Source organism: Barnesiella propionica, assembly GCF_025567045.1.
Taxonomy (GTDB): domain Bacteria; phylum Bacteroidota; class Bacteroidia; order Bacteroidales; family Barnesiellaceae; genus Barnesiella_B; species Barnesiella_B propionica.
Map to the genome: position 1 here is coordinate 119,714 of NZ_JAOQJK010000005.1, position 14,090 is coordinate 133,803.

Below are 14,090 nucleotides of genomic sequence, written 5' to 3' on the forward strand. Positions count from 1 at the left end.
CTACTATTTTTTAGAGACCTTTGGCCGAACGAAAAGGCTTACAATTATTTTTTGCCTGTTTTGATTTAAAATCTATATCAAATATTTGTGTATCGTATTTCTTTATCTCTGATTTTTTATTCAGAATTTTATAATCTTATAATAATATAATGGAAATAACGTTACATTTGTGTAGTGAGTATATTACAATAAAAAATAATCACAATGCTTTTTAATTCATTAGATTTTTTATTATTCTTTCCAATAGTTTGCATAACCTATTGGATATTACCTAATAAAATACGTAATCCTTTTCTTCTTATAGCAAGTTATTATTTTTATCTGAACTGGAAACCTATCTATGGTTTACTCATATTTTGTTCTACAATTATTACATGGTTATGTAGCCTGGGTATTGATAAAACAGATAAGAAAGAATATAAGAAATCAATTTTGTTATTCTGTTTAATTAGTAATTTATCCATATTGTTTTTATTTAAGTATGCAAACTTTTTTACATCGTCGGTAAATGCATGCTTTGAAATGCTGGGCATAAGGTTGGAAATACCTCAAATGAATATATTATTGCCTGTAGGCATATCGTTTTATACTTTTCAGGCTATCGGATATACTATTGACGTATATAGAAAAACGATCTTGCCGGAAAAGAATTTTTTCACTTATGCTTTATTTGTTTCATTTTTTCCTCAGCTCGTCGCCGGCCCTATCGAACGTGCAAAAAATCTGTTGCCACAGTTTCATAGCAAACATATATTTAATCAGGAAAAAGCTCTGGAAGGATTAAAGCTAATGATCTGGGGCTATTTTATGAAATTATGCATAGCAGAGAGATTGTCTCCTTATGTCGACGCTGTTTATAATAACTATCACCAACATAACGGAACAAGTTTGTTATTAGCCACTTTTTTCTTTACATTCCAGATATTTTGTGACTTTGGAGGGTATTCGCTGATTGCTATTGGAGCTGCTAAGTGCATGAATTTTGAACTGATGCAGAACTTTAACCGCCCATATTTTGCAATAAATATTAAACAATTCTGGAGAAAGTGGCATATTTCTTTGTCCACTTGGTTTATGGATTATGTATATATTCCTTTGGGAGGAAACAGATGCAAAACGACTAAGCACCTAAAGAACCTGTTTGTAACTTTCTTTGTCAGCGGATTGTGGCATGGTGCCAACTGGACCTTTATTGCTTGGGGAAGTTTGCATGGAATTTATCTAATCGTAGGTATCTTAAAAAATAAATATCTTCCCAAAGTAAAGGCTCCTTCTGTTATTCATACAATTGTGAATGTAATCGTAACTTTTTGTCTGGTTATGTTTGCCTGGATATTCTTTCGGGCTAATGATATAACCTCTGCATTCGCTATAATAAAGAAGATATTTACCGAACCAGGCGCTTTATATAACGGGGACGGATTGCCGAATCAACTTCTTGGGTTATTATGTATCGGAATTTTAATGATGAAAGAACTTAAAGATGAAATGAATCTGAAAATAAATTTTATGCATAATGAGAATGTCGTAATAAGTACTGTCTCAATGGCAGCGATGGTTAGTTTTATTTTGCTTACAGCTGTATATACAGGCGGCCAATTTATTTATTTTCAATTTTAAAAATCACAAATATGAAAAAATATAAATTTATTGGAGTCGTTTTATCGGTTATTATATTGGTTATTGCGGCAGATTTATTTCTTGGGTATCTTTCAAATTTATATACGAAAAAGCATGAGTATCCCGGAGATTATCTGAAAATAGAATATCTGATGAAAAAAGCGAATGAAGATATTATTATTCTCGGTTCTTCTGTCGGGATTAATAGTTATATTCCTCAAATGATTGAAGACAGCCTTGGCCTTACTTGTTTTAACGGAGGTTGTAATGCCCAGCAGATACCATTCTTTTATTGCATGGCAGAAGCTATTTTACATCATCATACGCCACGTTATATTATTCTTGCATTACGTCATTTTGAGTTAGTGGAGAGTGATATGGGGCGAATCAATCTGTTAAATCCTTATTATCGCCGAGGTTATAAATCAATTGATGAAGCTCTGGAATCTCAAAATAAAAGGGAGAAATATTTGCTGCAATCCAATTTATATAGGTATAATACAATCTGGTGGCGTATCATGCTTTATTATGTAAAATCTTTCGACGAACTGGGACATAAAGGGTTTGTGGGGAAAGAAGTTCCTGCTTTTTATCCTAAATTCATTCCAGAGACCGGAGAGATAAAACCTGTTTCAAAAAGTAAAATCGAATATTTCCGGAATATTGCTGAATTGTGTAAGGACGCCGGAATCGGGCTGATCGTAGCTATTCCTCCCGTATATATGAAAACAAATAATAATTCGGAGGAGTTTATTTGTATGAAAAAATTATGTAAAGAGTATGATATTCCACTCATTGATAATAACCAGAGTGAGCCGTTCATAACTCATCCGGAGTTGTTTCACGATAATGAACATCTGAATGTGAACGGCGCCAGGATAATGACTTCTATGTTTATTGAGGAATTAAAACCATATATTAAAAAATGAAACCGTTATTGTTCGTCTTTTCTCTTTTGTTGCTTCTTTCGTGCGAAAAGGAACCTGATAAAAAAATAATATTTGCAGGAGATTCCTTAATAGCCCGTTGGGATGTCACTTATTATTTTCCGGGAAGGCAGGTGCTTAATTATGGTGTCTCCGGCAGCGGGATAGATGATTTGCGTCATGAAAATATAAATGGCCGGGGTGCCGATGTTGTTATTTTGATAGGAACTAATGATCTGGGCTATGTGGATGAAAACCATTGTGAAGAATATATTGATAAGTACATGGAAACCCTAATGTCGGTACCTGCAGATCATGTTTATTTGATATCTCTTCTGCCCAGGGGATTTAAGGGAGATTTGCCCGGTATCAATGATAAGATAAAACATGTGAATGCTCGTTTAGCAAATAAAGCAGACCAAAATGGAATGACCTATATCGATGTTTATAATTTATTTGTTAAAGGAGGAACTCTTAATCAAGACCTTTCTTATGACGGATTACATTTAAATGATCACGGATACCAGATACTGGCCGGTGAAGTAAAAAAATATATCAAATGAAAAGAATAAAAATAATTATTTTCAGCCTTATAATTACGTCTTGCACTGTTCAATTACAGGCTCAAAAACACGAATTTTCTTTGGGATTACGTGAAAATCAGTTCGTCTTTTTCTCTTACACTCTCGATAACGAGTGGAAGGCAAAAATAGAGCATAGTGTTTTTATCGAAAAAATGGGATTTCAATATATCCGTGCAACCGTAGGCTACGGCAGACAAATTAAAAATTTTAATGTGAGTTTAGATCCTTATTTCGGTGTTACCTACAACCGCTCTTTTTATAATGCGGGAGCATCTTTGTCTGTGGGTTATGAACCTTGGAAAAAAATTGCCGTTACAGGAGTATTTAATCCCCATTATGATTCGGGTTTAAAATATAATACGTGCTATAGTCTGGGACTTATAGGGAATGTTTATAAAGCTATATCGGTAGTTGCAGAATATACCAACATACCTGAGTACAGGCAAACAGAAGACCGCGTAAGGGCCGGTTTATTGTTTAAAGTTCCTCACCTATATGTAAAGCCGGTTGTTTCTGTACCTGTAAAAGGGAATCATAAAGCTGTACGTATCCTGACTTCTTTTGGTTATACTTTTTAAACGTATTCTGAGTGGTAGAAGAGTCGTGGCCTTCATTTGTTGCCGTTCATGCATGAAGAATAAAAAATGCAGGATATTTTATCCTGCATTTTTTGAATGATTATTTTATGAATTTGAGCACCATATTACTTTGTCCGGTTTGTATCCGAATGATATATGCGCCTTTGGCTAATGAAGACATATCTATTTTACCCTTTGCCTGACCGGATTTTACTAAAGTTCCGTTAATAGCATATACTGAATATGAACAAACGTCGTTTTCCGATATTACGATCGTATTATTGGCCGGATCGAAAAACATGTTCTTGGATGCGCTGACATGATTAACAGCTGCCGGTATATGATTACTATAAACGTCTTTTTGTACGCTTTCGTATTCTCCCGAATCATAATTGTACATTTGGAAAATCATTTCGGTCATTTTATTACCGTCGTAAGCAGGAATGTATTTGTTAGATTCTCCCATATCCCATAATTCCCCGTCTTCTGTCACATAATAGGAACCCTCGGTCAATGTTTTATATTCGTCGTATTTTTCGATGTATTTTTCGCCCATAATCTCGTCTTCAAACTGCATGAGGAATTTCTGTTCATAACTTCCGTTATTATCCAGTAGCTTATGGGTAAATGTTTCTGTGGCGTTGTCTATATAGGTGAGTACGGATTCACTGGAAAATAGTTCTCCTGCAGGTGAGTAGGTCGTACGGTTCGTTGCTACTTTTTCTCCATTTTGTATAATGTCATAAGATTTAGCGAGATTCGTGCCGTAAGACAGATTTTCTGTGGATAATACCTGTCCGCATTGTGCCCATTCGAGATTCGTAAATCTGTAAGCTTCTTCCAGTCCATATTCCTGAGGTGCTATCTCGGTGAGTGTTTTTTTAATGATAGTAGATACGAGATTACGATCGTTAAATAACATCTCATACTGTTCCATAACATCATATTGATCGGTATTGGCAAAATATAAACGGGTCTCGACCGATTCTACATCTCCTTGTTTATTTCGTTCAATTACTTTTGTATGCAGGTAAGCCTGTTCCCATGCATTTGTGTTTGCATTCCAGGATTGATATTCCTGTTTGGTAACAAAATCTGTTACTACAGGATCATATTCCCAGAATTTTCTTTGGATGTTTTCTAAATTGCCCGACTCTTCCGACTCCATGGCTTGTTCCAGATAAGAGGTTTTCATTCCGTTTTTATCGTAAGTATAGGTATATTTGGAGACGGAACCATCTGAATAGGTAATGGTCTCGGTAAGTATTTTTCCGTCCGAATTATAAGTGCATGCGGAAGTTGATTCCAGATCCCATGATTCGCCGTCGATAGAAAAATATATCTCTATCGTGCCCGGTAGCATCAGATTCATATCCTTTCCCGGTTTTCGGAGAACTTTTACGGTTGTGCTCTTTTCTCCCGGTTTATAGAATATTTCTTCGGCAAATTTATTTTTTGAAATTTTTGAACCGAAGGATGTATGTTTAACCGCAAAAGAATTTACACATAATCCTACACAAAGAAATAATAAAGTAAAATTTTTCATAAGTTTTTATTTAGAAGTTTATGCTGACAAATATAAACTATTATTGTTTAAATATAAAACAATATTATGTTTTTGTGCCTAAAAAAAACAATTTGTTAAATAAAAGCGGATATAAAGTTACTTTTCGTATTTTTAATTAAGATAGATGTGTGGTTTGCTTTATGTAGATCGCTTATTAATTTAAAGACCGGAATTAAACTGTACTGTTATCGGGCCAGAGGAATATTAATGATTCGGTTTCTTCATATACGAATCGTTTATTTTCACATTATTAGCTTGTTACGAGTCATTTAGATTTATTTGAGAAAAAATCGGAATATAAGATATATAAAAATAATTCGCATGGAAGTGAATTGTTAAATAACTATCTTGCAGCCAATTTTGAAATAAAATATACGGATTATATGATGAAAAAATGTATTATGCTTATCGGCATGTGTCTCGTAATTCAATGGGCTGTATCGCAAGAGTTGAAGTCGCCTGACGGAAATTTGGTGATGAAATTTTCATTGAAAAAGGGGGGCGTGCCTGCTTATCAATTAACTTATAAGGGGAAAGATGTAATTAAGACCAGCAAAATGGGACTGGAACTTAAATCGGATGATAAAGCTCTGGCGGAGTTTAACCAGGATCCGGTGTTACTGCCCCCAAAAGACGATATTCGTTCATCTCTCTATGATGGTTTTGAGGTTACCGGAACTATAGCATCGACTTTTGATGAAACTTGGAAACCGGTATGGGGCGAAGTGAAAGATATTCGTAATCATTATAATGAATTACTGGTAAAATTAAATCAGCAAAATACCGGTCGTCAAATGAACATACGTTTTCGCCTGTATGATGACGGTCTTGGTTTCCGGTATGAGTTTCCACAACAAAAGAATCTTATTTATTTTGTTATCCAGGAAGAAAAAACACAATTTGCAATGGCCGGAGATCATACGGCTTACTGGATCCCAGGGGATTATGATACGCAGGAATATGATTATACCACTTCCCGCCTTTCCGAGATCAGAAAGCTGATGCCGGAGGCAATTACACCTAACAGTTCACAAACTCCGTTTTCGCCAACAGGCGTACAAACGGCTTTAATGATGAAAACCGATGACGGATTGTATATCAACCTGCATGAAGCTGCCTTGGTCGATTATTCGTGTATGCATCTGGATCTGGACGATGAGAATATGATATTCGAATCGCATCTTACGCCCGATGCCAAGGGAGATAAAGGGTATATGCAGGCTCCTGCCAATACACCCTGGCGGACGGTTATCGTAAGTGACGATGCCCGTAAAATATTGGCCTCTCATCTGACACTTAACCTGAACGAGCCTTGTAAGCTGGAAGATACTTCCTGGATAAAGCCCATAAAATATATAGGAGTATGGTGGGAGATGATTATAAATAAAAAATCATGGGCTTATACCGATGACCTGCCGAGCGTGCAATTGGGAATAACCGATTATACAAAAGTTAAACCTAACGGGAAGCATGGGGCTACGACAGAACATGTGAAAGAATATATAGATTTTGCAGCAAAGAATGGTTTTGATGCGGTTCTGGTCGAAGGATGGAATGTAGGCTGGGAAGATTGGTTCGGTAAGTCGAAAGATTATGTATTCGATTTCGTAACTCCTTATCCCGATTTCGATGTTGCGGAAGTGCGTGACTATGCGAAAAGTAAAGGGGTACGGATGATTATGCATCACGAGACTTCCGGATCGGTACGTAATTACGAGCGCCATATGGATAAAGCGTATCAGTTTATGGTAGATAACGGCTATAATTCGGTAAAGAGCGGCTATGTAGGCGATATAATTCCCCGGGGAGAGCATCATTACGGTCAATGGATGGTCGATCATTATCTTTATGCGGTAAAAAAAGCCGCCGATTATAAGATTATGGTAAATGCACATGAGGCTGTACGTCCTACGGGTTTGTCAAGGACTTATCCCAACCTGATAGGGAACGAATCGGCCAGAGGAACCGAATATCAATCTTTTGGGGGAAGTAAACCTAATCATGTGACCGTTTTGCCGTTTACACGTCTTATCGGCGGTCCTATGGACTATACGCCCGGCATCTTCCAAATGGACCTGAGCGTGTATGAACCCACCAATACGTCACATGTGAACAGTACACTGGCAAACCAGCTCGCTTTGTATGTAACAATGTATAGCCCGCTTCAAATGGCTGCCGATTTTCCTGAAACTTATAATAAATTCGCAGATGCTTTTCAGTTCATTAAAGATGTTGCAGTAGATTGGGATGATAGTAAGTATCTGGAAGCGGAACCGGGAGAATATATTACGGTGGCACGGAAGGCAAAAGGTACTGATAATTGGTTCGTCGGTAATGTGAGCGGAGAGAAAGGATATACTTCCAGAATATCTTTTGATTTCCTGGATCCGGATAAGACTTATGTAGCGACTGTTTATAGTGATGCTAAAGATGCGCATTATAAAACCAACCCCCAAGCATATGAAATAAAAAAGTATATAGTAAACCATAAGTCAAAATTGACTCAAAGATCGGCCCCCGGAGGAGGATATGCCGTGAGTATTATGGCTGTAGATAAATCCGGGACAAAAGGATTGAAAAAACTTTGATATGATTTTTATATAAATGTGTAAAGGCGATATGGTGTTCCGTATCGCCTTTTTTATGTCTATAATGGTATTTCGTAAGAGAGCGTGACTCTGCGGGATGTTTTTACCGGTTCATGATAACCATCCCCGGCATTGGAGCGGGTGCTGGCGCCTGTAAATGGATTTACATCTTTGTACTTTCGATATGTATCGCTTCCCGGGATTATAGTAATAGTAATGGACGCGAGAGTAAGAAATATGGCATATCGTAGCTTTAAGGATGAATAGAGTAGGTTGTGATTTGATGTAAATATGAAAAAAACGGGCGTACGTTCGTTCCTCTGTTATGGGCTGTTTGGTGGTTAATATAGTTTCTCATAGTAAAAAGCGATCCGGAGTTTATGAGAATATGAATTATGATTTTTTTACGTTTAAATATTTTCTATTTCTTTCTTTTATTAATCTTTTTATTGTATATTTGTTCGAATTCATCACAAATCAAATAAAAGTTATTAAAAATGAAACACACTATCCTTTCTTTTGCTATTCTTTTTAGTGCGCTTTGTTTTTCTTGTAAAGAAGCAAAACAGATTCAAAGCGATGTGATTAAACCTATTGAGTTTCCGGTTCCCGATCGGCCGGCGGGTGTGACCGATGTGGTAAATCTTGCGGTTGCCCCTATAGATACCGTTCGGGTGGGATTTATAGGCTTGGGAATGAGAGGGCCGGGGGCTGTAAAACGTTTTACTCATCTGGAGGGTGTTAAGATTGTGGCATTGTGTGATATCCATCCCGAAAGAGTGGAAGATTGCCAGAAAGTTCTTAGAAAAGCAGGTTTGCCCGAAGCGGCGGATTATTCCGGCAGTGCCGATGCCTGGAAGAAATTGTGTGAGAGAGATGATATAGATCTCGTATATATCAGTACCGATTGGGATACACATGTGCCTATGTCCCTGTATGCAATGGAACATGGAAAACATGTTGCTTGTGAAGTGCCGATAGCCTTAACTGTAGAAGACTGCTGGAAGTTAGTGGATATGGCGGAAAAGACCCGTTTACACTGTATGATGTTGGAAAATTGTTGTTATGATTTTTTCGAGATGGCTACGCTGAATATGGCTCAGAAAGGAATATTGGGTGAAATAGTACATGCTGAAGGAGCTTATATTCATGACCTGCGTCAGCTGAATTTTGAAGATCCTGCTAGGGGAGGATATAATAACTGGTGGCGTTTGGAATATAATACACATCATACCGGTAATCCGTACGCCACCCACGGACTTGGGCCGGTTGCTCAGGCCTTGAATTTGGGACGAGGAGACCGAATGGAATATTTGGTTTCGTTGTCCAGCGACCAGTTTGGCATGACCGCTTATGCGGAAAAGAAGTTCGGAAAAGATTCTGAAGAGGCCAAGCGCGAATATAAAATGGGAGATATGAATACTTCCGTTATTCGTACGGCCAAGGGGAAAAGCATTATGATACAGCATGATGTGACGAGCCCGCGCCCGTACAACCGGAAACATGCTTTAAGCGGCACGAAAGGATATATAGAGAAATATCCCCGTCCGGGTATTGCGTTGGATCCGAGCGATGAATTATCCGTTAATTTCGAAAACCTGAGTGCTCATGGTTTTCTGCCCGAAAAACAATTTGATGAAATGATGAAAAATTATGAGCACCCTATTACCCGGGAAGTAGGAGAAATGGCTAAGAAGGTAGGCGGTCACGGCGGAATGGATTTTATAATGGATTATCGTCTTATATATTGTTTGAGAAACGGTTTGCCGTTGGATATAAACGTTTATGACGGAGTGGAGTGGTCTTGTCTCGGAGAACTGACAGAGATGTCGGTTAAAAATAACAGTGCTCCTGTTGCATTTCCGGATTTTACCCGTGGAGCCTGGAAGAAGCAGCAAGGATACCATCATGCTTATGTAAAATAAATCTTTGAATTTTTATTAGTAAAGGCCGGAAAACAAGGAGGAGTAAGATGTTTTCCGGCCTTTTTTAGAAATTTAAGTTTCTCAAAAAATCGAAAGATAGAAATAACAGAATTGATTTAATGTGATAAAAATATTATTGTAACCGATTGAGCCGGATTGCAATCAGTCCGGTGAAGATTCCTGTAGTACCTGTAAAGCCTATTGACCATTTCAAATCGTGTGCTTGTGCTACATATCCGATATCCGATAACGGGTGGATCCGTTAAAAATCCCAGAAATCCGATGGTGGAGAAGATGGCTAATGTTATACCGGGAAGCATGGTCTTCGATTCACCTGTCGTAACACATAGGAACGACCGATGAAACACCGATACCTACCAGCAAAAACCGGAATAGCGGGTAGCAGATCAAGCAGGAGAATCCCTGTAAAAAGGCCGCACGCGATTTGAAACCGCTCCATTGTTATTAACCGGACTGCAAAAGTACACTTCCTAATACTCCGTCGTCGCTAAGGTACAGTGACGAACGTATACCGGGAATACGTCTTGTCCAGTTGGTGAGTATAGTCCAGGTATAAAGTAAAAGTGTTTACGGATAGTCGCTAATAGTTTCGGGTCGATAGGATAATGAATGTATCATATTGCTGACCGATATATATGTAAATAAAAAGCGATTATGTGAAAACACATAATCGCTTTTTACATTAGAGCGGAAGACGAGGCTCAAACTCGCGACCCTCAGCTTGGAAGGCTGATGCTCTATCAACTGAGCTACTTCCGCATTTTTTTGTGGGCGAAGATGGATTCGAACCACCGAAGACGTACGTCAGCAGATTTACAGTCTGCCCCATTTGGCCACTCTGGTATTCGCCCTTTTGTTAAATGCGGAGCAAAGGTAGGAAAATTATTTTAACTTGCAAATAAAATTGTGCATTTTTATTGCCGTAATAGCAGCTTCATCGCCTTTATTACCTAATTTTCCTCCAGCCCTGTTCAGTGCCTGTTGCATATCGTTGGTGGTTAAGACTCCGAATATGAAAGGAATACTATACAGGGTGTTCAGTTTAGTAAGTCCTACGGTTACCCCTTCGCAAATATAGTCGAAATGAGGGGTGTCTCCCCGTACTACACAACCTATGGCAATAACAGCATCCGGTTGGTAATGTTCGGCCATTTGCTGTGCTCCGAAGGTTAATTCGAAAGTACCCGGTACGTGGGATACATAAATATCTTCGGATTTAACTCCATGCTTTTCCAGAGTATTACAAGCTCCTTCAAGGAGTTTTTCTGTAATACTTTCATTCCATTCTGCTACGACGATTGCTACACGCATGTTTGTTGCGTCAGGAACTTTAGATGCATCGTAGGATGACAGGTTTTGATAAGCTGTTGCCATTATTTATATTTTTATGATACGGTTTTATGAACGGAGGTTAAAAAAAGCCGCCTCTCTGTGTATAGGAAGCGGCTGTTCTATAGATAAAAATATTTATTTTATTTTACTTTTTGCTCTTTCGATATAACGCTCTATTCCTTGAGCAGCTGAAGAAGCCGGATGTTTGTCTTTGATAGACTGATAGACATCGGCTGCTTTTTGGTATTGCCCCAATTTTTCATATACCGTACCGGCTTTTTGCAGATAAATCGGGCTGAATACATCGTCGTTGGACTCTTTTGCGGCATTCTCAAAATAACTTACGCTTTCATCGAATTTACCCATGTTTACCAGACAATCTCCGATTGCCGCTTTTACTGCCGGAGCTACGATGGTTTCGTTTCCGCTGTATTTTGATAAATAGTCTTTTGCTTTAGAATAATCTTTTAGGGCGCAGTAGCTGAGCCCGAGATATGCATTTGCCAGATTACCGGCTTTGGTCGAACTATATTCATCGGCAATAAATTCCAAACCGGAAAAATTTTCATTCCCTTTGATAGCAAGGTTGAAAGAATCTTTTTCAAAAGCAAGAATGGCCTGATACATAGCTGCCTGTGCTTTATCTTCACGCGGTATAATGTAAAAATGACGTATAGCCAGATAACCTGATACTACTAATACAATGGCCAATACGACCACTAAAATAGGATTTTGATACTTTTGGATGAATTGTTCAGAGTTTGACAGAGCTTCATTCACTTTGTCTAGTTCGTCGGTTTGTTTTTTTGCCATATTTCTTAGTATTTTTATTATCTTTCTTAGCTTAAACTCACATAAATGGGGTATACCCGTATTTAATCGAATGACAAAAGTAATTTATTTCTACATATAAATAAAATTTCCGGACTTTTTTTTTAATTATATCCTCTCTTATTGCCTGTTAACAGGATATTGTGCGAGAGAACAAGGTTGTGAATTTTAAAAATGCTTCTTGAGATTTATGAATTATTTTGTACGTTTGTAGATAAATATAAAGCCCGATGATTTTATCCCGACTTTCGATACTTAATTTTAAAAATATTGAACAAGCCGACCTGGAATTTTCTTCTAAAATGAATTTTTTTCTGGGAAATAACGGTATGGGGAAAAGTAACTTGTTGGATGCCGTCTATTATTTATCTTTCTGCAAAAGTTATACCCATATTGTTGATTCCCAAAATATCCGGCATGGTCAGGATTTTTTTATATTACAGGGTTTTTACGACAGGGGAGGTACTCCGGAAGAAATATATTGCGGTATCAAACGCGGACAAAAGAAACGGTTCAAACGTAATAAAAAAGAATATGAGCGGTTATCGGATCATATAGGGTTTATGCCCCTGGTGATGGTGGCGCCGTCCGATTCTGAACTGATCCGGGATGGCAGTGAGGAGAGGCGTAAATTTATTGACCTGGTAATATCTCAGTTCGACAAGACTTATCTGGATAAATTAATTCGTTACAATAATGCGCTTTCTCAGCGGAATTCTTTATTAAAACAGGAAGTACGGGATGCTGTATTGTATGAAATCTGGGAAGAACAAATGGCCGAGAATGCACGTTTCATATATGAAAGCCGGGATTCTTTCCTGAAAGAATTTATTCCTGTTTTCCAGCGGTTTTATGATCTTATTTCAGGGGGGAATGAACAGGTTCGTCTGGAATATGATTCTCATTTAGCCAAAGGTTCTCTTATTCCTCAGTTGGAGGAAGTGAGAGGGAGAGATCTGATTCTGGGTTATACGACCCGTGGAGTTCATAAGGATGATCTTGAAATGAGTCTGGGCGAATATCCTATGAAAAGAATCGGTTCACAAGGACAATGTAAGACTTTCCTGGTCGCTCTTAAACTGGCTCAGTTTGAATTTCTTAAACTGCATGGTAGTACCACGCCTGTTCTTTTACTGGATGACCTTTTTGATAAGCTGGATGCCGAAAGAGTAGCCCGTATCGTAGAGCTTGTTTCCGGAGATAGTTTCGGCCAGATATTTATAACGGATACGAACCGGGAATATCTGGATGAAATCGTGCGTAAAACAGGTAATGATTATCATATATATTCTGTGGACAAAGGAAAATTTACCAGGATTTAGTATTAATATATGCAAAGGAAGGATGCGCAGCCTATAGGAGAAATTATCAGTCAGATTTTGAAAGAGCAAAATCTGGATATTCGTTTGGACGAGACGAAAGTTGTTCAGGCGTGGAATTCCATTATGGGAGAGTCGGTTGCACAATATACGACTTCGGTGCGCATGAAGGCGGGTGTCTTGTATATTCAATTATCTTCGGCGGTCCTGCGCAACGAGCTTTTCGTGAACCGGACTTCCATTATAAGGCGTTTAAACGGTTTTATAGGACGTGAAATAGTAAAAAATATAATATTCAGATAATAGAAAAATGACAGATTTAATTTTTAAACATGAGGTACCTCTTCAGTTACGGTTTAATGATATAGACTTATTGGGGCACGTAAATAATTCGGTGTATTTTACTTTTTACGATCTGGGAAAAGCCCGGTATTTCGAGGCGGTGCGGCGGGAACATATCGACTGGAGAAAGGCGGATGTTGTTGTTGCGAATGTAAATGCTGATTTTCTGTCTCCTATTTTTTCCCGTGAGCCGGTCGCCGTGCGTACGACAGTAGAGGAAATCGGAAACAAAAGCCTGAGAATGTTACAGCAAATAGTGAACACTCAAACCGGTGAGGTTAAAAGCATATGTCGTACCGTAATGGTAGGATTTGACATTGCCAGAGGAACGGCAGCGGAAATTTCGGAAGAGTGGAAAAAATCTGTTTCTGAATTTGAAGGACGGGATTTGATGCGAAAGGCTTAATAACCTGTTTTTTCGAAAAAGAAAAAAATGTGTCGACTAAATTTATAAAGA

The 14,090-nt window shown here is 38.1% G+C and carries 12 protein-coding genes and 2 tRNA genes; 9 read left to right on the top strand and 5 right to left on the bottom strand.

The genetic code is table 11. The features are described from left to right. Positions 1-522: 522 nt before the first annotated feature. From OCV73_RS08425 to OCV73_RS08440, 4 genes are read left to right on the top strand one after another with little or no spacing between them, the layout of a single operon-like run. The gene (locus OCV73_RS08425) at positions 523-1,620 is read left to right on the top strand and encodes an MBOAT family O-acyltransferase (RefSeq protein WP_262512927.1); all 1,098 of its coding nucleotides are present in this window, start codon (positions 523-525) and stop codon (positions 1,618-1,620) included. Positions 1,621-1,631: 11 nt separating this feature from the next. Beyond that, positions 1,632-2,549, top strand: coding sequence for an SGNH/GDSL hydrolase family protein (locus OCV73_RS08430; protein WP_147551271.1), 918 nt, complete (start codon positions 1,632-1,634; stop codon positions 2,547-2,549). Then, positions 2,546-3,109 (top strand): GDSL-type esterase/lipase family protein, encoded by a 564-nt coding sequence (locus OCV73_RS08435; RefSeq protein ID WP_147551273.1) that lies wholly within the window; start codon positions 2,546-2,548, stop codon positions 3,107-3,109. Before OCV73_RS08430 ends, OCV73_RS08435 begins: the two co-directional genes overlap by 4 nt. Continuing rightward, on the top strand, positions 3,106-3,708 hold the full coding sequence (locus OCV73_RS08440; protein ID WP_147551275.1) for a hypothetical protein: 603 nt from the start codon (positions 3,106-3,108) through the stop codon (positions 3,706-3,708). Before OCV73_RS08435 ends, OCV73_RS08440 begins: the two co-directional genes overlap by 4 nt. 100 nt (positions 3,709-3,808) lie before the next feature. Here OCV73_RS08440 and OCV73_RS08445 read toward each other — a convergent pair whose 3' ends face one another. Continuing rightward, positions 3,809-5,254: a T9SS type A sorting domain-containing protein gene (locus OCV73_RS08445; RefSeq protein ID WP_147551277.1), complete on the bottom strand. Its 1,446-nt coding sequence runs from the start codon at positions 5,252-5,254 to the stop codon at positions 3,809-3,811. Positions 5,255-5,661: 407 nt separating this feature from the next. On the opposite strand from OCV73_RS08445, the gene OCV73_RS08450 reads away from it, so the two are divergent. Both OCV73_RS08450 and OCV73_RS08455 read left to right on the top strand, forming a co-directional pair. After that, positions 5,662-7,863 (top strand): glycoside hydrolase family 97 protein, encoded by a 2,202-nt coding sequence (locus OCV73_RS08450; RefSeq protein ID WP_147551494.1) that lies wholly within the window; start codon positions 5,662-5,664, stop codon positions 7,861-7,863. Between the two features lie 497 nt (positions 7,864-8,360). Further along, positions 8,361-9,788, top strand: coding sequence for a Gfo/Idh/MocA family protein (locus OCV73_RS08455; RefSeq protein WP_147551279.1), 1,428 nt, complete (start codon positions 8,361-8,363; stop codon positions 9,786-9,788). 707 nt (positions 9,789-10,495) lie between these two features. Here OCV73_RS08455 and OCV73_RS08460 read toward each other — a convergent pair. The 4 genes from OCV73_RS08460 to OCV73_RS08475 all read right to left on the bottom strand — a co-directional run bounded on the left by OCV73_RS08460 (position 10,496) and on the right by OCV73_RS08475 (position 11,954). Next, positions 10,496-10,568 (bottom strand) — tRNA-Gly (locus tag OCV73_RS08460). A gap of 9 nt (positions 10,569-10,577) precedes the next feature. After that, positions 10,578-10,660, bottom strand: a tRNA-Tyr gene (locus tag OCV73_RS08465). Positions 10,661-10,691: 31 nt separating this feature from the next. Beyond that, complete coding sequence (ribH, locus tag OCV73_RS08470; RefSeq protein ID WP_147551281.1) at positions 10,692-11,183, bottom strand: 6,7-dimethyl-8-ribityllumazine synthase; 492 nt, start codon at positions 11,181-11,183, stop codon at positions 10,692-10,694. Positions 11,184-11,276: 93 nt separating this feature from the next. After that, the gene (locus OCV73_RS08475; RefSeq protein WP_147551283.1) at positions 11,277-11,954 is read right to left on the bottom strand and encodes a tetratricopeptide repeat protein; all 678 of its coding nucleotides are present in this window, start codon (positions 11,952-11,954) and stop codon (positions 11,277-11,279) included. Positions 11,955-12,202: 248 nt separating this feature from the next. Between OCV73_RS08475 and recF the strand changes: the two genes are divergently transcribed. From recF to OCV73_RS08490, 3 genes are read left to right on the top strand one after another with little or no spacing between them, the layout of a single operon-like run. Beyond that, positions 12,203-13,294, top strand: a complete 1,092-nt coding sequence (gene recF, locus OCV73_RS08480) for a DNA replication/repair protein RecF (protein ID WP_147551285.1) — start codon at positions 12,203-12,205, stop codon at positions 13,292-13,294. Positions 13,295-13,303: 9 nt separating this feature from the next. Beyond that, positions 13,304-13,594 (top strand): DUF721 domain-containing protein, encoded by a 291-nt coding sequence (locus tag OCV73_RS08485; protein ID WP_147551287.1) that lies wholly within the window; start codon positions 13,304-13,306, stop codon positions 13,592-13,594. A gap of 7 nt (positions 13,595-13,601) precedes the next feature. Then, entirely contained in the window at positions 13,602-14,039 is a 438-nt protein-coding gene (locus OCV73_RS08490) for an acyl-CoA thioesterase (protein ID WP_147551289.1), read from the top strand. Positions 14,040-14,090 lie beyond the last annotated feature (51 nt).